21 protein-coding genes are annotated in these 18,562 nt (G+C 67.2%); 9 read left to right on the top strand and 12 right to left on the bottom strand.

From position 1 onward, the window contains the following. The first annotated feature begins 56 nt into the window (after positions 1-56). Entirely contained in the window at positions 57-323 is a 267-nt protein-coding gene (locus OXQ95_RS00105; RefSeq protein WP_267378075.1) for a hypothetical protein, read from the top strand. On the opposite strand, the gene OXQ95_RS00100 is transcribed toward OXQ95_RS00105, so the two are convergent. Continuing rightward, a complete protein-coding gene (locus tag OXQ95_RS00100) occupies positions 320-1,711 on the bottom strand; it encodes a right-handed parallel beta-helix repeat-containing protein (RefSeq protein WP_267378073.1) in 1,392 nt (463 codons plus the stop codon). The two genes, OXQ95_RS00105 and OXQ95_RS00100, sit on opposite strands and share 4 nt — an antisense overlap. Before the next feature lie 190 nt (positions 1,712-1,901). Here OXQ95_RS00100 and OXQ95_RS00095 point away from each other — a divergent pair, with 190 nt between their 5' ends. Next, the gene (locus OXQ95_RS00095) at positions 1,902-2,285 is read left to right on the top strand and encodes a hypothetical protein (RefSeq protein WP_267378070.1); all 384 of its coding nucleotides are present in this window, start codon (positions 1,902-1,904) and stop codon (positions 2,283-2,285) included. A gap of 225 nt (positions 2,286-2,510) precedes the next feature. On the opposite strand, the gene OXQ95_RS00090 is transcribed toward OXQ95_RS00095, so the two are convergent. From OXQ95_RS00090 to bamE, 5 genes are all read right to left on the bottom strand, one after another. Then, positions 2,511-3,074 (bottom strand): phage tail protein, encoded by a 564-nt coding sequence (locus OXQ95_RS00090; RefSeq protein WP_267378067.1) that lies wholly within the window; start codon positions 3,072-3,074, stop codon positions 2,511-2,513. A gap of 183 nt (positions 3,075-3,257) precedes the next feature. Further along, entirely contained in the window at positions 3,258-3,479 is a 222-nt protein-coding gene (locus tag OXQ95_RS00085; protein ID WP_267378065.1) for a hypothetical protein, read from the bottom strand. A 523-nt stretch (positions 3,480-4,002) separates the two neighbouring features. After that, entirely contained in the window at positions 4,003-4,185 is a 183-nt protein-coding gene (locus OXQ95_RS00080; RefSeq protein ID WP_267378062.1) for a hypothetical protein, read from the bottom strand. A 153-nt stretch (positions 4,186-4,338) separates the two neighbouring features. Continuing rightward, positions 4,339-4,977: a glycosyltransferase gene (locus OXQ95_RS00075; protein WP_267378059.1), complete on the bottom strand. Its 639-nt coding sequence runs from the start codon at positions 4,975-4,977 to the stop codon at positions 4,339-4,341. Between the two features lie 141 nt (positions 4,978-5,118). After that, a complete protein-coding gene (bamE, locus tag OXQ95_RS00070) occupies positions 5,119-5,616 on the bottom strand; it encodes an outer membrane protein assembly factor BamE (protein ID WP_242097343.1) in 498 nt (165 codons plus the stop codon). A 131-nt stretch (positions 5,617-5,747) separates the two neighbouring features. Between bamE and OXQ95_RS00065 the strand changes: the two genes are divergently transcribed. After that, positions 5,748-6,254 carry a ubiquinol-cytochrome C chaperone family protein gene (locus OXQ95_RS00065; RefSeq protein ID WP_242097344.1) on the top strand — a complete coding sequence of 169 codons (507 nt, stop codon included), beginning with the start codon at positions 5,748-5,750 and terminating at the stop codon, positions 6,252-6,254. Then, on the top strand, positions 6,251-6,766 hold the full coding sequence (locus OXQ95_RS00060; protein ID WP_242097345.1) for a DUF177 domain-containing protein: 516 nt from the start codon (positions 6,251-6,253) through the stop codon (positions 6,764-6,766). The genes OXQ95_RS00065 and OXQ95_RS00060 overlap by 4 nt, the downstream gene beginning before the upstream one ends. On the opposite strand, the gene OXQ95_RS00055 is transcribed toward OXQ95_RS00060, so the two are convergent. Both OXQ95_RS00055 and OXQ95_RS00050 read right to left on the bottom strand, forming a co-directional pair. Next, positions 6,763-7,302, bottom strand: coding sequence for a histidine phosphatase family protein (locus OXQ95_RS00055; protein ID WP_242097346.1), 540 nt, complete (start codon positions 7,300-7,302; stop codon positions 6,763-6,765). The two genes, OXQ95_RS00060 and OXQ95_RS00055, sit on opposite strands and share 4 nt — an antisense overlap. After that, positions 7,299-10,025, bottom strand: coding sequence for an ATP-dependent DNA helicase (locus OXQ95_RS00050; protein ID WP_267378054.1), 2,727 nt, complete (start codon positions 10,023-10,025; stop codon positions 7,299-7,301). The genes OXQ95_RS00055 and OXQ95_RS00050 overlap by 4 nt, the downstream gene beginning before the upstream one ends. A 116-nt stretch (positions 10,026-10,141) precedes the next feature. On the opposite strand from OXQ95_RS00050, the gene OXQ95_RS00045 reads away from it, so the two are divergent. The 3 genes from OXQ95_RS00045 to OXQ95_RS00035 are packed head-to-tail and all read left to right on the top strand — an operon-like array spanning position 10,142 to position 13,971. After that, a complete protein-coding gene (locus OXQ95_RS00045) occupies positions 10,142-11,722 on the top strand; it encodes a lysine--tRNA ligase (protein WP_267378051.1) in 1,581 nt (526 codons plus the stop codon). A gap of 34 nt (positions 11,723-11,756) precedes the next feature. After that, a complete protein-coding gene (locus OXQ95_RS00040) occupies positions 11,757-12,761 on the top strand; it encodes a histone deacetylase family protein (RefSeq protein WP_267378049.1) in 1,005 nt (334 codons plus the stop codon). Then, entirely contained in the window at positions 12,748-13,971 is a 1,224-nt protein-coding gene (locus tag OXQ95_RS00035; protein ID WP_267378047.1) for an MFS transporter, read from the top strand. Before OXQ95_RS00040 ends, OXQ95_RS00035 begins: the two co-directional genes overlap by 14 nt. 86 nt (positions 13,972-14,057) lie before the next feature. Here the strand turns inward: OXQ95_RS00035 and OXQ95_RS00030 are convergent, their stop codons facing one another. The 3 genes from OXQ95_RS00030 to sucC form a co-directional block, all read right to left on the bottom strand. Further along, positions 14,058-14,987, bottom strand: a complete 930-nt coding sequence (locus OXQ95_RS00030; protein ID WP_267378046.1) for an electron transfer flavoprotein subunit alpha/FixB family protein — start codon at positions 14,985-14,987, stop codon at positions 14,058-14,060. Continuing rightward, complete coding sequence (locus tag OXQ95_RS00025) at positions 14,984-15,730, bottom strand: electron transfer flavoprotein subunit beta/FixA family protein (protein ID WP_267378044.1); 747 nt, start codon at positions 15,728-15,730, stop codon at positions 14,984-14,986. The genes OXQ95_RS00030 and OXQ95_RS00025 overlap by 4 nt, the downstream gene beginning before the upstream one ends. Before the next feature lie 101 nt (positions 15,731-15,831). After that, complete coding sequence (gene sucC, locus OXQ95_RS00020; RefSeq protein WP_242097353.1) at positions 15,832-17,031, bottom strand: ADP-forming succinate--CoA ligase subunit beta; 1,200 nt, start codon at positions 17,029-17,031, stop codon at positions 15,832-15,834. Positions 17,032-17,124: 93 nt separating this feature from the next. Here sucC and OXQ95_RS00015 point away from each other — a divergent pair, with 93 nt between their 5' ends. Next, positions 17,125-17,631 carry a sterol desaturase family protein gene (locus tag OXQ95_RS00015; protein WP_242097354.1) on the top strand — a complete coding sequence of 169 codons (507 nt, stop codon included), beginning with the start codon at positions 17,125-17,127 and terminating at the stop codon, positions 17,629-17,631. A 24-nt stretch (positions 17,632-17,655) separates the two neighbouring features. Continuing rightward, positions 17,656-17,982, top strand: a complete 327-nt coding sequence (locus tag OXQ95_RS00010) for a pilus assembly protein PilZ (protein ID WP_242097355.1) — start codon at positions 17,656-17,658, stop codon at positions 17,980-17,982. Positions 17,983-18,137: 155 nt separating this feature from the next. Here the strand turns inward: OXQ95_RS00010 and prs are convergent. Then, a partial coding sequence (prs, locus tag OXQ95_RS00005) for a ribose-phosphate diphosphokinase (RefSeq protein ID WP_267378024.1) occupies positions 18,138-18,562 on the bottom strand: 425 nt, incomplete at its 5' end.

The following is an 18,562-nucleotide window of genomic DNA, read 5'->3' as shown; positions in this document are numbered from 1 at the left end:
TCTAAACGCAGTATTCTAATGGGGTCGCTTCGGCGGCCCCTTTTTCATGCCTGGAGATGACCACCATGTCCGACGCATCTGCGCCGGCGGCGACCGCCGCGCGTGCCATCGCTGCTGCCCTGCTCCGCCACGCGCTCACCGCAGCTGGCGCCGCCCTTGTGGCGCATCGCTACGTCGACCAAACCACTGCCGACAGCGCGGTCGGTCCTATCGGCGATTACGTGCTTGGCGCCGGGCTAACCCTCGGAGCGACAGGCTGGAGCGCGATCCGCGCGCACGCGGTTCATTGGCGCTGGATTGCGGCTTGCGGGATCAGGTTCTAATGCAACAGCTTGCCATTCAACATCACGGCGCCAACGATCTTGGACCCGCTTAAATCGACTTTCCCAACTATGGTATTGTAACCCAAAAAATGACCACGGGTGTGGCTCGTGATATCGAAGCCGGCAACCATCGTACAGTCGCGGTAGATGGCGCCTGTCGACCACGGCAGCGATCCGCGATGCAACGCAGAGAATTTGCATTGGTCGAACAGGACATTAATTTCGCTGGAAAGATCGGCTAGTGGGCGATCGGTGTTCGATCCGCCGTATACCTTGCCGGTTGATGATAGCGCAGGGTTATTGTCGAACGTGCAACGATAGAACTGGGCAGCTCGTGATGGGTCGGGATTGCCAAAGGCGTTCGCGATAGCGCCAACGAACTTGCACGCGATAAATCGCATACCCGGCTTTCTTGGCCACGCCGACCAACTGGTTGTCCCGACGAACACGCAACGATCGAACCGGATGTCCGCTGAGTCTCCGCTGTCGGCAACCATGCCGCATCCGGCATTGTCGGCGAAATGACAATCTTCGAACGAAATATGGCGTATCAGCCGATCTTCAGCTTCGATGTCGATCCCTGCGCCGGGAGCGCTGCTGATCTTGCCTCGACCAGTTCGCGTAAAATTACACCGTTTAAACGCATAATCGTGACCGCTTGTCAGACTGCACCCCTGTCGGCCGTTCCGATCCGCGATGACATCAATCAATGTTCGGACAGCCGCTGCGGTCGGTTTGTCGGGTCCAATGATGCCAATGCCGTCTAGCGGGTGGCTGTGGGATCGTATGCGCTCGATAACCTCTGACCCGAGGTTATCGCGCAATAACAGGCCGTATGCCGGGATTTGCCAGCCAACATCGCCGTATTGACCGCCGATGATGAGATCGTCGGTACATCCCTCGAGATCGAAGTCCGACACCTGCACAGCGGCGGTGCAATTCTCAACCGATATCATGGCCTTGTAAGGCGATGCGAGGCCCGGACCGGTGTAGGGCATTGGGTGATGCGAGGGCAGACCGTCTAGTCCGAATACGCCGAACCGCAGACCTGTTTCGCACAGTATCCTCGCACCGTTACCCTCTAGGAGTAGAGGGCTGTGACAGCCCTTGAAGGTCAGCAGATCTCGCGGCGGAAAAAGGTAAAAATCGTTTGGCGCGAGACCCTGCAGTCCAACCAGATAGGTGGTCTTCCGGAAAGAGACGGTGCCACCACCGTACATGTTGACCGCATTCGCCAGCCGTCCAAACGCCAAGCTATCGTTTGTACGGCCGTCTCCTTTTGCGCCGAACTCCTCTGGCGTGAATATCCGTACGGGCGCCGCGACGGCTGAGCGCGGGCAAGCCAGCGTCAACGCGGCACCCAGAACGAAGCGGCGATCTGTTTCCATAACCCCCGGATAACGTCTTTCTAGCGGATGGCGAACCGTCCTGAGCGCGAGGCAGCGTGGCTGCTCTCCCACTCAGCCGCGCCCACAGCGCTTTCCACCATCCGACCAGCCTCATGGCTGGCCCGATACGCGCCAGCCGGCGACGGCGGCTGAACACGCGCGTCACCCGTCGTTCACAAGGATCGTCAGCATGTTCGGTATTCGCATCATCTCCAATGCGCAGCTCGCCGCCCTGAAGGCTCAGGGCGTCACCCTGGGCACCGCCGCGGCTTCGGGATTGACGAAGGCGGTCGCGGTCGCCGCGCAGATCGGCAACCCCATCGGCGCTGCGACCCTCGCGGCGGTCACGGCGGCCGAGGTAACCGGAAAGCCGGGCGCCGATAAGCGCGCCGACGTGATCGCGGCTGTTGCGCCGCTGGTCGTGACCGAGGCGGCAAAGGGTGGTGTCAGCGCGGTCGTCACCGATGCGGAGCAGTTCGCGGGCCTGGTGCTCGAAGAGGTGCTCGCATCGGTGAAGCCGACGCCGATCGTCGCAATCGGCCTGGCGCTGCTGAAGGCGCTTGGGATCGGCTGAGGCGGGTACCGGGTCGGGTATCACGCCCGACCCGGTACAGCGAAATGCGCGGTAAACCGTGCCAACAATGGCGACGCGGCGGAGGTAATCTCCGCCGTGGCTGGCGCGATCGGGGATGTCCCATTGTGGTTGAGAACGGACTGGCCGCATTTCAGCGGCGAGACACGAACAACAGCCTCGGTCTTCGGATCGCGAGACCTTCGCGGTGCCATGCGTCGTCGCGGGCTAGCTAGCCGGCAGCGTGTAGCTAGGTTCGGTGGGCTCGACGACCGAGGCGTCGCGTTCCCAGCCCTCGGTTTGGAGTTTCAGCGACATGATCGCGACGGCGTTGCCGTTCGCATCCATCTCCGGCACCGCGACGAACGCCGACGGCCAGCAGCGGTAGATATCGTAGGCGATGACCTTCTGCCCCGCCTCGTTGTATACTTCGAGGATGACGTCCTTTTGCAAGTCTTTGAGCGAGACGACCTGGTTGCCGCTGCCGCCCTGCTGATCGTCGATCGTCGAATTGTGATAGTCCCACACCCTGCTCGCCCATCGTTCGAACGCAATGTCGTGCGTCACGCCGCGCTCCAGCGTGATCGCGGGGAACTCGCTCTGGCCGGGCATGCGCCGCGATGTGGACGGGTCGCCGCCCGAGCGATGGGTGACGACTTGGGTCGTGCGGGTGAGCCCGCTGACCTTCGACACGCCCGCTACATACTTACCGTCCCACTTCAGTCGGAACTTGTAGTTGCGGTATGGATCGTAGCGGTAAGGCGCCTTTGGAAAATCGGTGTTGGTCGGCATAGTCAATTCCTCGTGGGCATGGACATACGCCGATATCGGGGAAACTCCTTGTCATCTGAGCGTCCAAGTCTGAGATAGCGGCAGATCGCGAGACCGGGTATTTGCAATCGAATTTGCGGGTATCGGGCCAGCTAGACCCGGCGGAAGAAGGCGACCGAGGCAGAGGTAACCTCCGCCCGCCCCCTAGCGGGTTGGCCAGTGCAGGCGCGAGCTATACGGCCGCGCCCCGCATTCCGAGCAGCGATAGAGGGTCCGCACCGCCGGCACCTTGAAGGCGTCCGGCAGGCGGCCGATATCGACGGTGGCATGATGCCCGCAATGGCAGTGCAGATCCACCGATGTCGCTCCGTTCTGCCGCATGTTCCCGAGGCTCATCCAGCCGGGATCGATCGGTTTATCGCTCATCGACGTATCCGCTGCGCCAGAGGCTACCAGCCGCGACAGGCTAAACCCGCTATGCTCTCCAACAACGAAACCCCGTGTCCTGGCAGATCAAAGGTCGAGATTACGGCGCTTTATCTCTGCGAGGACAACGTTCGCCACGGCGTCTTCACGCTCGCCGGTCGTCTGCTGATAGCGCATGAGCAGATCGGCATCCGAGTAAGTCGTGATCGAAGGCAGAGACGGAAGGTGATCCGCTGCCGGCGCCCATGACGGTCGGTTTGCTGGATCGTATGGCATCGCGAAACAGCTTAGCGCACCTCATAACTATTGTAAGAGGAAGCCCGATAGCCCTGAGCCTCGCATCAATGTCGGGTCGCCGCCGCAGCGGCGATAGCGTTCAGACATTCTGCGATGGCGTGCCATCCGCGGAACTGTTCAGGCGCATCTGGAGGCGTCTTCTGCATACCCTCCACGACGATGCCGCAGGCACCGCTGTGGCCGTGACCAGCCATAAGCGCGAATGCCTGTTCCCATGCCGCGTGCATTACGACGCCAGCCAATCAATCTCAGCTTCGTCGACGGCCTCGAACAGGTCGCCATCGGCTTGCATCGCCGACAGGTGCTTGCGAACCGCTTCCGGGTCACCCTGGCGTGGGAAGCGACGATCGGCAGCCGCTCCCGCCACAAGTTGTCCAACGAGCCCGCTACGGTCCGTCTGTGTCGCCAACCAAGCTCCGAACGCTGGGCGGGGCTGATCCGAATTGCTTTCCGGCTGCACACTATCCTCCTCGCGAATCACAGGAGCAGGTGACACCCTGTTCCACGTTTGTTCTTTATATAGCTCGTTCCGCATGAGGCCAGCCGCTCGTTGCGGTAACGCCTAAGAAGCTTCGGAAAATTCATCGGCATAATGGCCCGACACGAGCGGCGACCCCCGGGCGACGAGCGGCAGCACCGGAATCTGCACCACCGCATGCGTCCGCAGCAGCGCGTCGAACACGCGCAGCTCGCCGCCATGCACCAAATCTTCGGCGTCGTGCAGCACGATCGCATCGGTGGGGCGGCCCCGCGCTGCATCCTCGCGCTGCATCGCGTGCCACACGGTGTTGAGGCAATCCGCCTTCGTGGTAGGACCGTCGCGCGTGCCGATCACCAGCCGGATGCGCGGATCGCGCGTGGCGACCGCCGCGGCGGCGTCGATTGTCGCGCGGTCGTTGGGATAGACGCCCACATAGATCCGGTAATCGTCATGGTCGAACCGGGCGACCGCGTTGGCGAGCATCGCGCCGATCACCGCCGATTCGTCCCACGCGCCGACGAAAACGGCCAGACGCAGCCGCGCGGGCGAGATCGGGAGCGTCGCAAGCGTCGGGCGCGCCGCAGGGCCGCGACACAGCCGCTGCACGATGAAGATCAGATCCACGACGAGATCGTCGATCCCGCCGAGCAACAGCCCGACACCGGCGCACAGCATCGTCTCATGCGTGATGAAATCCATCACGCGAATCGGCTCGAACATCCCGCTGCCCCCAACGTGGAGGCCAAAGGCTAGATCGGAACCATTATGGAGCAATCGGAGATGGATCGAGAATGAGCGCTATCGCCAAGCGCGATCTTCGCCGACTTGCAAAAACTCTGCCGGATCAGCGTGATGAACCCGTCAGGGCGTGTCGCGACCGCCGCCGGCGCCGCCACCGGGATTGCCGGTGCCGCCCGCCGCGCCGACCGTGCCAATATTGCCGAACAGGTCCTCGAAGAAGCCGCGCTTCTTGCCGAGCGTCGGCGTCGTCTTGCCGTAGGGATGCACGGAGGCGACCTGTTCCAGTCCGCTGCGGCGGATCGTCTGCACGTTGCCGGCCGGATCGAACGTCAGCTGGATCGCGATCTGGTCGCGCGCATGCGGGTTGGTGAAGCCGTAGTTGCGGCTGTCGCGCGCGATATAATACCAGTCGCCGGCATCGAACTGCGCCGCGAAGGTCGGCTTGCCGAGCGTCGCCAACACCGATTGCCGGTTGTCGACGCCCGGCTGGACCGAATTGACGAGATCGGTATCGACGACATAGCCCTGGTGCGAGCGCAACTGGGTGCAGCCGGACGCGCCGATTCCCGCCATCAGCGCGATGGTCACCAGCCCGGTGCGGGCGGAACGAAGCTTCACTCGAAATCTCCCGGACGGGCTACGCGACACACGGGCGGCGATTGCATCGGCCGCCGATCGCCTCGATATGCGAGGAGCGCCGGGTGCACAAGCCGCGCGTGGCGTGACAGGGTTTCGGACGGGAGCGGCGGTTGGGCTGGTTGGGACGATTGCTGGGCGAACGCGGCGACGAGGCGCTTCTCGCCTACAATGCCGTGGTGCTGCGCGCCCGCGCGCCGCACTGGTATGTGGAAGGGCAGGTGCCCGATACGGTGGACGGCCGGTTCGACATGATCGCGGCCGTCCTCGCGATCCTGTTGATCCGGCTGGAGGCGACGCCCGACGGGGCCGAACCCGGTGCGCGGCTCGCCGAGCGCTTCGTCGACGACATGGACGGGCAGTTGCGCGAACTCGGCATCGGCGACGTGGTGGTCGGCAAGCATATCGGCCGGATGATGGCGATGCTGGGCGGCCGGCTCGGAGCATACCGCGACGGCCTCGCCGCGGGCGATCTCGGCCCCGCCTTGGTGCGCAACCTGTACCGCGGTGAGGCGCCCGACGCCGCCGCGCTGGCGCATGTCGCCGATTCGCTGACCGCCTGGTCCGTCGCGCTGGCGCCGATGCCCGTGGCCCTGCTCATGACCGGAGACTTGCCGTGACGCCCGAATTCAGCCGCCCCGAGCGTGTCGACACGATCGGCGAGGGCGAGCGCGTCGTCGCGATCGAGGCGCGCCCCGAGGAACGGGCCGCCCTCGCGCGCCGGTTCGGCCTGGTCGCGGTCGAGCGGCTCGAGGCGACCTATCGCGTGCGGCGCGAGGCGGCGGGGATCCTCGCCCGGGGGCAGGTGACCGCATCCGTGGTGCAGGCCTGTTCGGTCACCGACGAGCCGCTGACGGTCGGCGTGGACGAGGCGGTCGACTTGCGCTTCGTCGAATCGCTGGGCGACGCCGAAGAGGTGGAACTGGACGAGACGGCGCTCGATACGATCCCGATCGAAGGCGGCGCGGTCGATCTGGGCGAAGCCGCCGCGGAGACGATGGCGCTGGCGCTCGACCCGTTCCCGCGCGGGCCCAATGCCGCCGCCGCGCTCCGGGCGGCGGGGGTCGTCAGCGAGGACGAGGTGGAGATGGGCCCGTTCGCGGGGCTGAAGGCGCGGCTCGAAGGGCGCTAGTGCGCGTCGGGCCCCAGCGTCGGATCGAGGTCGCGGGGCCGCACGAAGCGGGTGAGGCGGGCGCCGCGCGCCGCGACGCGCGCCCAGTCGTCCACGTCCAGCGTCATCTCGGCGAGCGTCGCGGTCGGGTATTTTTCCTCGACCGAGTCGCGCAGCGGTTCGGGGGCATCGGGCACCAACGTCAGCACGAGATCCTCAAGGCCCGGATTATGCCCGACGAGCAGCACGCGCGCGGCGTCGGCGGGCAGTTCGTGCACGATGTCGAGCAAGGTCGTCGCCGAGGCGAGATAGACCCGGCGGTCCCATGACGGTGCCGGCATGAGGCCGTAACCCCGCGCCACCTCGTCCAGCGTCTCGGTGACGCGCAGCGCGGGCGAGGCGACGACGTGATCGAATTCGAGGTTCGCGCCGCGCATATGGCGCCCGACCAGCGCCGCCGCGCGCTTGCCCTTGGCGTTGAGCGGCCGATCGAAATCGCGCGCCACGGCATCGTCCCATCCCGATTTGGCATGTCGCAGCAGCGTCAGCGTCTTCAAGAAGCCCCTCCCACCGGTTCACGCCGCCCATGCCCCAGCGCGGCGCGCGAGGAAAGCCGCGATGCGACGCGCGCCACCGCCTCGTCGAGCGTCACGCGCGCGATCGTCACGCCGGGGGGGAAGGCAGTGAGCAATCGCGAGGGCATTGCCGCCGACAGCATCACGAACGCGCCGCGATCGTCGGCGCGGCGGATCAGCCGGCCGAACGCCTGGGCGAGCCGCGCCCGCACGATCCGGTCGTCATAGGCCGCGCCGCCCCCCGCGAGCCGTCGCGCGGCGTGGAGCACGGTGGGCTTGGGCCAGGGCACCCCCTCCATCACGACGAGACGCAGCGATTCGCCCGGCACGTCGACGCCGTCGCGCAAGGCGTCGGTGCCGAGCAGTGAGGCGTGCGGATCGTCGCGGAAGATGTCGACCAGCGTGCCCGTGTCGATCGGATCGACATGCTGCGCGTGGAGCGGCAGCCCCTCCTGCGCAAGCCGGTCGGCCAGTCGCGCGTGCACCGCGCGCAGCCGGCGGATCGCGGTGAACAGCCCGAGCGTCCCGCCGCCGCTCGCCACGATGAGTCGCGAATAGGCGTTGGCGAGCGCCGCGACGTCGCCGCGCTTCACATCCGTCACGACCAGCACCTCGGACTGGTTGATATAGTCGAAGGGGCTCGCCGCTTCGAACCGCGCGGGGCCGCGCAGCAGGTGCGGCGCGCCGACCCGTGCCTCCGCCGTTTCCCAATCGCCGCCGCCGGTCAGCGTCGCCGAGGTGACGAGCGCGCCATGCGCCGGCTTCAGCACGATCTCGGCGAAGGGGCGCGTGGGATCGAGCCAGTGGCGGTGAAGGCCGATGTCATATTCGCGCCCCTCGATCCGATCGACGGCGAGCCAGTCGACGAAATCGGGGTCGGCCGGGCCGCCGACGCGCGCGAGCAGCGCGAGCCATCCCGCGACCGTCTCGGCGCGCCAGCCGGTCGAGGCGATCGCGCCCTCGATCCGCGCGCGCGCCGCCGCGTCCATCCAGTCGGGCGCCTCGGCCAGCACCGCCTCCAGCCGCCGCCCGAGCGTGACCAGCGGCCGCACCAGCGCATCGAGCGCGGCGGCGGCGGGGGCGGCGGCCTCGATCAGTTCGGCCGATGGCTCGGCGAGTTCGGTCTCCAGGCCATAGCCCGCGCCCTGCCCGTCGGGGCCGGACTGTTCGGCGCGCGCATAGGCGAGGCCGCGCACCGTCGCGAGCAGCGTCTCGATCGCGCCGAAGGGCTGGCCCTCGTTCAGCCGCTGGAGCCATCCGTCCGAGGCGAGCGCGCGTGCGGCATCGACCGCGTCGGCGATCGCCCGGCCGCCCTGTTCGTCATAGCTCGCCACGTCGGACAGCCGCGCGGCGAGCCCGCGCCGGCGTCCGCGCCCGCCCGCCTCGGGTCCGGTGATCCAGCGGCGCAGCTCGATCGTCTCGCCCCCGGTCAGCGCGGTGGCGAACATCGAATCGGCGGCATCGAACAGGTGATGCCCCTCGTCGAACACATAGCGCGTGGGGCGGGTGGCCAGTTCGCGGCCCCGCGCGGCGTTGACCATCACCAGCGCGTGGTTGGCGATCACGATATCGGCCTCGGCACTCGCGCGCGCGGCGCGTTCGATGAAGCATTTCCGGTAATGCGGGCAGCCCGCATAGACGCATTCGCCGCGCCGGTCGGTCAGCGCCGCCGGGCCGTTGCGGCGAAACAATGTCGGCAGCCAGCCGGGCAGGTCGCCGCCCACCATGTCGCCGTCCGCGCTATAGGCCGCCCAGCGCGCGACGAGGTGCGCCAGGATCGCCGCGCGGCCCTGAAAGCCGCCCTGCAGCGCATCCTCCAGGTTCAGCAGGCAGAGATAGTTTTCGCGGCCCTTGCGCGTCACGACCTTGGCCTTGCGCACGGTTTCGTCGGGATAGAGCCGCGCGGTCTCCTGGCCCAATTGCCGTTGCAGCGCCTTGGTATAGGTCGAGATCCACACCGCCCCGCCGGCGCGCTCCGACCAGAGGCTGGCGGGTGCCAGATAGCCGAGCGTCTTGCCGATCCCGGTTCCCGCTTCGGCGAGCACCAGATTGGGCGAGTCGCGCATGGCCCGCGGTGCGAAGGCGGCCGCCGCCGCCCCGGCGTAGGCGCGCTGGCCCGGCCGTTCCTCGGCGCCATCGCCGGTCAGCGCATCGAGCCGCGCCTCCGCGGCGCCGGGCTCGATCATGACGGTGCGCGGGGCGGGGCGGGGGGCGGCCTCCTCCCATTCAGGAAGCCGGGCGAACAGCCAGCGTTCGTTCTCGGCCGGTCGCGCGAGCCGCTCGTTCACCAGCGGCCCCCAGGGCCAGCGCATCCGCAGCAGCGACTGCGCCGCGGTCCATGCGCCCTCACGCTCGGGCCAATCGCCGGCCGGCACCGCGAGCATCGCCTCGGCCGCCTCGCAAAGGAACGCGGCGACGTCTTCGTCGCGCGCGGGCATCGCCAGCCCGGTGGCCGCGGCGACGCCCTTGGCGGTCGGCACCATGAAGCGCGCGGGACGCAGAAAGGCGTAGAGTTCGAGCAGGTCGAGCCCCGACAGCTCCGCATAGCCGAGCCGCTGCCCGACCAGCGGCGCGTTCAGCAGGATCACCGGCGTGTCCGCCACGATCCGGATCGCCTCGCCCCGCCCCACCGGCCGCGTCGCCCTGTCGTCGGCGATCCAGATGCCGGCATGGCTCGCGTGGAGAGCGGGATAGGGCAACGCCATCGCCTTCAGATACGCCGCCGGAACAGAATGGCAACCCTGCGATCCGGCGATCCGCCCTCTTGCCCGATGGCGCCGCGGGGTTGTGCAGGGCGACGCCCATGCACTAGCAGCTTCGGATGACCGACGCCCTCCGCTCCGCCGCTCTCGAATCCAAGGCCTGGCCTTACGAAGAGGCGCGCAAGCTGCTGAAGCGCTGGCCGGACGGCAAGCCCGCCAAGGACGGGCAGCCCGCGCCCATCCTGTTCGAGACGGGCTATGGCCCATCGGGCCTGCCGCATATCGGCACCTTCAACGAGGTGCTGCGTACGACGATGGTGCGCAACGCCTTCCATGCGCTGTCCGACCAGCCGACCCGGCTGATCGCGTTCAGCGACGATATGGACGGGCTGCGCAAGGTGCCCGACAATGTGCCGAACGGCGCGATGCTCGCCGAACATCTCGGCAAGCCGCTGACGCGCATCCCCGATCCGTTCGGCACGCATGACAGCTTCGCGACGCACAACAATGCGATGCTGCGCGCGTTTCTCGATCGGTTCGGCTTCGACTATGAGTTCGTCTCCGCGACCGACTATTATGCCGCGGGCCGGTTCGACGCGGCGCTCAAGGGCGTGCTGCGCCACTTCCAGGGCATTCAGGACGTGATGCTGCCGACGCTGCGTGCCGAGCGGCGCGAGACCTATTCGCCGGTGCTGCCGATCAGCCCCAGCAGCGGGATCGTGCTCCAGGTGCCCGTCACCGTCGTCGATGCGGAGGCCGGAATCATCGGCTTTCAGGATGGCGGGGACTGGATCGAGCAATCGGCTCTGGGCGGCAAGGCCAAGCTTCAGTGGAAGGTCGACTGGGCGATGCGCTGGGTGGCGCTCGGCGTCGATTACGAGATGGCGGGCAAGGATCTGATCGATTCGGTCACCCAATCCTCCAAGATCGCGCGCGTGCTCGGCGGCCGTCCGCCCGAAGGCTTCAACTACGAGATGTTCCTCGACGAGAATGGCGAGAAGATCTCGAAATCGAAGGGCAACGGGCTGAGCCTCGACCAGTGGCTCACCTATGGCCCCGAAGAGAGTCTCGCTTTCTTCGCCTATCGCGAGCCGAAAAAGGCCAAGTCGCTTCATATGGGCGTAATCCCCCGCGCGGTGGACGAATATTGGCAGTTCCGCGGCAATTACGCAGTCCAAGACGTCAAGCAGAAGCTCGGCAACCCGGTGCACCATATCCATGACGGCGCCGTGCCGACGGGCGCGCTGCCGGTGACGTTCGGCCTGTTGCTCAATCTGGTCGGCGTGATGGGCGATGCGAGCCGCGAGCAGGTGTGGGGCTATCTCGCCAATTACGTGCCCGATGCCTCGCCCGCGGCCTATCCCGAACTCGACCGGCTGATCGACCATGCGCTGGCCTATGCGCGCGATTTCGTCGCGCCGACGTTGCAGCGCCGCGCGCCGGAGGGCGTCGAGGTCGCCGCCCTCCGGCGGCTCGATGCCGAACTCGCCGCGATGCCCGAGGGCGCGAGCGCGGAGGAGATCCAGAACAGCGTGTACGAGATCGGCAAGACGGGCGGATTCGCCGAGCTGCGCGATTGGTTTCGCGCGCTCTACGAAACCTTGCTCGGATCGAGCCAGGGGCCGCGCATGGGCAGTTTCATCGCGCTCTACGGCATCGCCAATTCGCGCGCGCTGATCGCGGAGGCGCTCGCGCGTTGAGCAACCGCGCGGGCGTTCGCGGCGTTTGACGCGGATGCGCCTGTTCTTTTCCCCCGATCAGCGACGGCACGCGCCGGCGCTGGAGCTGCACAACGGCGCGTTCGTGCCCTATGCCGAGACGCCGGCGCGGGTGGATGCGATCCTCGCCGCGATCGGGCCCACCGAACTGCCGGGCGATGCGGGCGAGGCGGCTATCAGGGCCGTGCACGATGCGGGCTATATTGATTTCCTCAAGACCGCGGCCAGGCGCTGGCAGGCGGCCGGTCGCTCGGGCGATGCTATCCCCTATGCCTTTCCCGTCGTGCGCCGGCGCGATGTGCCGCTCGACCGGATCGATGCGGCGATGGGGCGTTACGCCATGGACGCCACGACGCCGATCACCGCGGAGAGCTGGGGAGCAAGCTATGCCAGCGCGCAGTCCGCACTCGCCGCGACCCAGGCGGTGCTCGCGGGCGATCGCGCGGCCTTCGCCCTGTGTCGTCCGCCCGGCCACCATGCGGGTGCGGATTATTGCGGCGGCTATTGCCACCTCAACACGGCCGCGATTGCCGCGCAGGCGGCGCGCGATGCCGGCGTGCAGCGCGTCGCGATCCTCGACATCGATTATCACCACGGCAACGGCACGCAGGACATCTTCTGGGAACGCGGCGACGTCTTCTACGCCAGCATCCATGCCGATCCGGCCACCGACTTCCCCTTTTACTGGGGGCATCTGGACGAGACCGGCGCGGGCGAAGGCGCGGGCGCGACGCTCAACCGGCCGCTGCCGCACGGCACGTCGCTCGACGCGTTCCGGCGGGCGCAGGGCGAGGCGCTGACCGCGATCGCGGCGTTCGCGCCGGGGCTGCTGGTGGTCAGCTTCGGCGCCGATACGTGGGAGGGCGATCCGATCAGCCATTTCGCGCTGCGCACCCCCGATTACGCGGTGCTCGCGCGCGAGATCGCCGGCTGTGGCTGGCCGACCGTCGTGGTGATGGAGGGCGGCTATGCGGTGGACGCGCTCGGCGCCAACGTGGCAAGCTTTCTTGGCGGCGTCTGACGCGCCGGTCGCGAGCGGGGCGCATGCGCGGGGCAGCGCGGGCTATCGCCGGCTGACGCTCGCGATGCTCTTTGCCGGCTTTTCGACCTTTTCGCTGCTCTATGCGGTTCAGCCGCTCCTGCCGCTCTTCGCGCAGGATTATCGCCTGAGTGCTGAGGGGGCGAGCCTGGCGGTATCGCTCGCCACCGGCCCCCTCGCGATCGGCATCCTGTTCGCCGGCGTGCTCTCCGACCGGATCGGGCGCCGGCCGATGATGGTGGGGGCGATGTTCGCCGCCGGGGCGCTGACGCTTGCCGCGGCACTGGCACCCGGTTGGAGCGCCCTGCTCGTCGCACGCCTGCTGACCGGCGTCGCGCTGGCCGGAGTCCCCGCGGTGGCGATGGCCTATGTCGCCGAGGAGGTGGATGCCGGCTCGGTCGGGGCAGCGATGGGCCTGTATATCGCGGGGTCGGCACTGGGCGGAATGGGCGGCCGGCTCGTTGCCAGCCTCGTCGCGGACGTCGCAGACTGGCGTTGGGCGCTCGGCAGCGTCGGGATAAGCGGGCTCGCCATGGCGGAGGGGTTCCGCCGCCTCGCGCCGCCCTCGCGCCACTTCGCTGCGGTCGCGGGGCGCCCGGGCGATCTCGCCCGCAGCGCCGCACGGCTGTTTCGCGATGGCGCGCTGCCATGGCTCTATGCCGAGGCGTTCCTGCTGATGGGCGTCTTCGTCACCATCTACAATTATGCAGGCTTTCGGTTGCTCGCACCGCCTTATAGCCTCGGGCAGGCGGCGGTGGGCGCGGTGTTCCTGCTCTATATCCTCGGCTCGATCAGCTCGGCCTGGTTCGGCGCGCTCGCCGGGCGGGCAGGGAGGCGGCGGGTGTTCTGGGTGCCGGTGGCGGTGACGATCGCGGGCGTCGCCCTCACCACCGCCGCGCCGCTCGCATGGGTGGTGATCGGGATCGCGGTGGTGACGGTCGGCTTCTTCGGTGGCCATTCGATCGCCAGCGCCTGGGTAGGCCGCCGCGCGACGGGTGCGCGAGGCCAGGCGGCGGCGCTGTATCTGTTCTTCTATTATGCCGGATCGAGCGTGCTCGGATCGCTGGGCGGCATCGCCTGGAGCCGCGCGGGCTGGCCGGGCGTCGCGGGGTTCTGCGGCGTGCTGGGTCTTGCGGCGCTGGGCATCGCGATCCGGTTGCGCGGCGTGCCGCCCGTCGCGAGCGCTGGCTGAACCGACGCCGCTCTGGCCGCGATCGGGCAAGCGGCGGCCGCCATCTCAACAGGCGACGTGGGAAGCCCTCCCACGTCGCCTTTTCTTCAAAGCTTCTCGGTCAGTTCCGGCAGGATCTTGAACAGGTCGCCCACCAGGCCGATGTCCGCCACCTGGAAGATCGGTGCGTCCTCGTCCTTGTTGATCGCGATGATCGTCTTGCTGTCCTTCATGCCGGCCAGATGCTGGATCGCACCCGAGATGCCGACCGCGACATAGACTTCGGGGGCGACGATCTTGCCGGTCTGTCCCACCTGATAGTCGTTCGGCGCATAGCCCGCATCGACTGCGGCGCGGCTGGCGCCGACGCCCGCACCCAGCTTGTCGGCGAGCGGATCGATCAGCTCGTGGAACTTGTCGCCCGATCCGAGTGCGCGTCCGCCCGAGACGATGATCTTGGCCGAGGTCAGCTCGGGACGCTCGTTCTTCGCGATCTCCGCGCCCGCGAAGGTCGACAGGCCGGCATCGCCGGTCGACGCGACCGCCGCGATCTCGCCCGATCCGCCTTCGGTCGCGGCCTTGTCGAACGCGGTGCCGCGCACGGTGATGACCTTTTTCGCGTCCGACGACTGCACGGTCGCGATCGCGTTGCCGGCATAGATCGGCCGCGTGAACGTGTCTTCGCTCTCCACCGACAGGATGTCGCTGATCTGCATAACGTCGAGCAACGCGGCGACGCGCGGCGCGATGTTCTTGCCGTTGGTGGTGGACGGCGCGACGAACGCGTCGTGATGCCCCATCAGTTCGGCGACCAGCGGTGCGACATTTTCGGCCAGCGCATGCGCAAAGGCCGCGTCGTCGGCGACATGCACCTTGCCCACACCGGCGATCTTCGCGGCCTCCGCGGCGACGGCGTCGACGCCCTGCCCGGCGACGAGCAGATGAACCTCGCCCAGCTTCGATGCAGCGGTCACCGCCGACAGCGTGGCGTCCTTGACGGCGGTGCCGTCATGTTCGACCCAAACCAGAGTCTTCACTTCGCAACTCCCATGGACTTGAGCTTGTCGACGAGCGCGTCCACGTCGGCGACCTTGATCCCCGCGGTGCGCTTGGCGGGCTCGACCACCTTCAGCGTGGTGAGACGCGGGGTGACATCGACGCCGAAATCGGCCGGCGTCTTCTGCGCCAGCGGCTTGGACTTGGCCTTCATGATGTTGGGCAGGCTGGCATAGCGCGGCTCGTTGAGGCGCAGATCGGTGGTGATGATCGCAGGCAGCTTCAGCGTGTCCGTCTCGGCACCGCCATCCACTTCGCGCGTGACGTTCACCGAGCCGTCGGCGATCTCCACCTTGGACGCGAACGTGCCCTGGCCCCAGCCGAGCAGCCCCGCGAGCATCTGGCCGGTCTGGTTGTTGTCGTCGTCGATCGCCTGCTTGCCGAGGATCACGAGGTCGGGCTTTTCCTCCTCCACGATCTTGGCGAGGATCTTGGCGACGCCCAGCGGCTCGACCTTGGTCTCGCTGGTGACGAGGATCGCGCGGTCGGCGCCCATCGCAAGCGCGGTGCGCAGCGTTTCCTGGCTCTTGGGCTCGCCGATCGAGACGACGACGATCTCGGTGACGCCCTTTTCCTTGAGGCGGATCGCCTCTTCGACGGCGATCTCGTCGAAGGGGTTCATGCTCATCTTGACGTTGGCGAGGTCGATCCCCGTCCCGTCCGCCTTCACGCGGGGCTTTACGTTATAGTCAAGCACGCGCTTGACGGGGACCAGTACCTTCATTCCATCCGCTCCTGTAACCCAAACTGCTCCCGGGGAGGATGTTCACCCGCCAAGGCAGGTGCCCAGTCTGGGTCCCCGCCTCGACGGGGACACATGTTGGTTCAAGCCGCCTTCTGCACCTCGGCGACGATCTTCTTGGCGGCATCGCCCAGATCGTTTGCCGGAACGATGGCGAGGCCGGAGTTCGCGAGGATCTCCTTGCCCTTTTCGACATTGGTGCCCTCGAGCCGCACGACAAGGGGAACGCTCAGATTCACTTCCTTGGCCGCCGCGACGATGCCGTCGGCGATGATGTCGCAGCGCATGATGCCGCCGAAGATGTTGACGAGGATGCCCTTCACGTTCGGATCGCCGAGGATGATCTTGAACGCCGCAGTCACCTTCTCCTTGTTAGCGCCGCCGCCCACGTCGAGGAAGTTGGCCGGGAACATGCCGTTCAGCTTGATGATGTCCATCGTCGCCATGGCGAGGCCCGCGCCGTTGACCATGCAGCCGATATCGCCGTCCAGCTTGATATAGGCGAGGTCGTATTTGGAGGCTTCCAGCTCGGCGGGATCCTCCTCGGTCTCGTCGCGCAACTCCATCAGGTCCTTGTGGCGGAACATCGCGTTCCCGTCGAAGCCGACCTTGGCATCGAGCACCATCAGCTTGCCGTCCTCGGTCACGGCGAGCGGATTGATCTCGATCTGCTCGGCATCGGTGCCGAGGAAGGTGGCATAGAGCTTCGACGCGACATGGGCGGCCTGCTTGGCCAGATCGCCCTTCAGCTCGAGCGCGGCGGCCACGGCGCGGCCGTGATGCGGCATGAAGCCGGTGGCGGTGTCGATGTCGATGCTGTGGATCTTCTCGGGCGTGTCGTGCGCCACCGTCTCGATGTCCATGCCGCCTTCCGTCGAGGCGACCATCGACACGCGACCGGTCGCGCGGTTGACGAGGAGCGCGAGGTAGAATTCCTTGGCGATGTCGACGCCGTCGGTCACGTACAGGCGGTTCACCTGCTTGCCCGCGTCGCCCGTCTGGATCGTCACCAGCGTGTTGCCGAGCATGTCGGTGGCGGCCGCGCGGACTTCGTCCTCGGTCTTGGCGAGGCGCACGCCGCCCTTGGCATCGGGGCCGAGTTCCTTGAACTTGCCCTTGCCGCGGCCGCCCGCATGGATCTGTGCCTTCACGACATAGAGCGGCCCGGGCAGCTTCTTCGACGCCTCGACGGCTTCCTCTACGGAAAGCGCCGCAAAGCCCGCGGGAACGGGGACGCCGAACTTGGCCAGCAATTCCTTGGCCTGGTATTCGTGGATGTTCATGGGGGCCGCGCGCCTTTTTCGAGGATCGGGAATGCACGCGCCTAAAGCACGTCGCGGCTCGCCTTTGCAAGCGCCCAGACCTATATCGCGGCTATGTCCTGGCCGATCGGTATCCTGCTTTTCCTCGCGACCGTGCTCGGCATGGAGGCGTTCGCCTATGCCGCGCACCGCTGGATCATGCATGGTCCGGGCTGGTTCCTGCACGAGAGCCACCACCGGCCGCGTTCGGGGAATTGGGAGCTGAACGACCTGTATGCGGCGATCTTCGCGGTGCCGTCGTTCGTGCTGCTGCTCGGCGGCGTGCAGCTCGGCTGGTGGCCGGGCTTCGCGTGGATTGGTGCAGGGATCGCGGCCTATGGGGCGATCTATTTCGGTTTCCACGACGTGATCGTCCACCGGCGCATCCCCACGCGCTATCTGCCGAAATCGGCCTATATGAAGCGGATCGTCCAGGCGCACCGGCTCCACCATGTGGTCGAAACCAAGGGTGGAACGGTGAGCTTCGGCTTCCTCGTCGCGCCCGATCCGGTGGCGCTGAAGGCCGAGCTGAAGCGGCGACGCAACCGTGGCGTCCGCGCGCCGGCGTTTGGGGAAAAGTAACGATCTTGGCGTAGGAATCGGGGAATGAACCAGCCCGCCTCCATCCCCGATCCCGTCATGGGTGACGAAAATCGCCAGGCACTGCGCAAATCGGTGAAGATGCGCGCGCATCTGCGCGACCGCGGGCAGACCCGGTTCGAGATCGAAGTGACCGATCTTTCCATGTCGGGCTTTCGCGCGGAGACGAGCTTCACGCTCTGGCCCGGCACCGCGGTGTGGCTGACGATCCCCGGCCTCGCCCCGCTCGAGGCGGTAGTCGCCTGGCGCGACAAGTTCAAATATGGCTGCGCCTTCGCCAAGCCGCTGCACCCCGCCGTGTTCGACCACATCATCGCGCTCAGCCAGCGCTGAGTCGCAGGCGCGGCCACGCCCGCCGCGTGGCGCAAAGCGCCGCGACCAGCGCGGCCGACGGGTCGCCCGGCGAACCCGATCGACGGCGGCTTTGCCGGCGTCCCGTTCCAGACACCATGCCGCCCCTCGGGCCGTGCCAGGCGCCGCGCCCGTCTTCAGTCGAAGAGGCTGCTCACGCTCGTCTCGTCCGCGATCCGCTTGATCGCCTCGCCCAGCAGCGGCGCGATCGGCAGGTGGCGGATCTTGCCCGATTTGCCGATCGTCTCGTGATTGCCGAGCGAATCGGTAATGACGAGTTCGCGCAGCACCGAACCCTCGACGCGCGCGACCGCACCGCCCGACAGCACGCCGTGCGTGACATAGGCGACGACGTCCTCCGCGCCCGCTTCGCGGAGTGCGGCGGCGGCGTTGCACAGCGTGCCTGCCGAATCGACGATGTCGTCCACCAGGATGCAGAACCGGCCTTCGACTTCGCCGATGATGTTCATGACCTCCGATTCGCCCGCGCGCTCGCGGCGCTTGTCGACGATGGCGAGCGGGGCGTTGTCGAGTCGCTTGGCCAGCACGCGCGCGCGCACCA

This window comes from Sphingomonas sp. GC_Shp_6, from assembly GCF_026540835.1.
Lineage (GTDB): Bacteria > Pseudomonadota > Alphaproteobacteria > Sphingomonadales > Sphingomonadaceae > Sphingomonas.
Note: the sequence above shows the minus strand (reverse complement) of the source record. Positions and strands in the feature narration are given on the sequence as shown.

What these genes read in the sequence shown, in the direction of transcription:
- OXQ95_RS00105 (WP_267378075.1), top strand. Translation starts at nt 57, where the DNA reads ATGACCACCATGTCCGACGCATCTGCGCCGGCGGCGACCGCCGCGCGT.
- OXQ95_RS00100 (WP_267378073.1), bottom strand. Translation starts at nt 1,711, where the DNA reads ATGGAAACAGATCGCCGCTTCGTTCTGGGTGCCGCGTTGACGCTGGCT.
- OXQ95_RS00095 (WP_267378070.1), top strand. Translation starts at nt 1,902, where the DNA reads ATGTTCGGTATTCGCATCATCTCCAATGCGCAGCTCGCCGCCCTGAAG.
- OXQ95_RS00090 (WP_267378067.1), bottom strand. Translation starts at nt 3,074, where the DNA reads ATGCCGACCAACACCGATTTTCCAAAGGCGCCTTACCGCTACGATCCA.
- OXQ95_RS00085 (WP_267378065.1), bottom strand. Translation starts at nt 3,479, where the DNA reads ATGAGCGATAAACCGATCGATCCCGGCTGGATGAGCCTCGGGAACATG.
- OXQ95_RS00075 (WP_267378059.1), bottom strand. Translation starts at nt 4,977, where the DNA reads ATGTTCGAGCCGATTCGCGTGATGGATTTCATCACGCATGAGACGATG.
- OXQ95_RS00050 (WP_267378054.1), bottom strand. Translation starts at nt 10,025, where the DNA reads ATGGCGTTGCCCTATCCCGCTCTCCACGCGAGCCATGCCGGCATCTGG.
- OXQ95_RS00045 (WP_267378051.1), top strand. Translation starts at nt 10,142, where the DNA reads ATGACCGACGCCCTCCGCTCCGCCGCTCTCGAATCCAAGGCCTGGCCT.
- OXQ95_RS00040 (WP_267378049.1), top strand. Translation starts at nt 11,757, where the DNA reads ATGCGCCTGTTCTTTTCCCCCGATCAGCGACGGCACGCGCCGGCGCTG.
- OXQ95_RS00025 (WP_267378044.1), bottom strand. Translation starts at nt 15,730, where the DNA reads ATGAAGGTACTGGTCCCCGTCAAGCGCGTGCTTGACTATAACGTAAAG.
- sucC (WP_242097353.1), bottom strand. Translation starts at nt 17,031, where the DNA reads ATGAACATCCACGAATACCAGGCCAAGGAATTGCTGGCCAAGTTCGGC.
- OXQ95_RS00015 (WP_242097354.1), top strand. Translation starts at nt 17,125, where the DNA reads ATGTCCTGGCCGATCGGTATCCTGCTTTTCCTCGCGACCGTGCTCGGC.
- OXQ95_RS00010 (WP_242097355.1), top strand. Translation starts at nt 17,656, where the DNA reads ATGAACCAGCCCGCCTCCATCCCCGATCCCGTCATGGGTGACGAAAAT.